This window comes from Aeromicrobium sp. PFPM2_SD2 (assembly GCF_057364525.1).
On the sequence record NZ_JBNFNZ010000801.1, the window covers coordinates 1 to 573 of the forward strand.

The window sequence follows — 573 nt, forward strand, 5'->3', positions numbered from 1 at the left end:
CGTCGTCGTCGACGGACGGGTCGACCCCGCCCGGTCGCTGGCCACCGTCGTCCCCGCGCCCGAGCGGGCCGAGAGCGACGTCCCGCCCGCCCGCGGCCAGGCCTGCAACAAGCGGTCCGAGGACACGAGCACCACGGGCTGCCTGTTCGGCGACCCCGAGGGCGACTACGACGTCGCGGTCGTCGGCAACTCCAAGACCCTGCAGTGGCTGCCGGCGCTCGAGCAGGTGGCCCTGCTGAACGGGTGGCGGCTCAGCGTCCACACCAAGACGATGTGCGAGCTCACCACCGCCGCCACGCGGATGAACGACCGCGAGGTCTATCCCGAGTGCGACACGTTCAACCGGCGGATGCTCGACCGGCTGGTGAAGGAGCGGCCGGACCTCGTCGTCACCGCGCTGGACGCCCGCAAGCTGCGGATCACCGAGCGCGAGGCGTCCGCGGACGAGGTCGACCGGGTCCGCGTCCGCGGGGTGCAGCGGGCCTGGCGGACGCTCACGGACGCAGGCATCCGCGTCGCGGTCGTGGCCGCCTCGCCGCGGCTGCCGATGGACGTGCCCCAGTGCCTGGAGGG

General features: G+C 73.8%; 1 protein-coding gene. It reads left to right on the top strand.

What is annotated here, in order from left to right; genetic code table 11:
- Positions 1 to 573: SGNH hydrolase domain-containing protein (locus tag AC2W7G_RS18195; RefSeq protein WP_485869669.1), on the top strand; the 573-nt coding region annotated here is incomplete at both ends.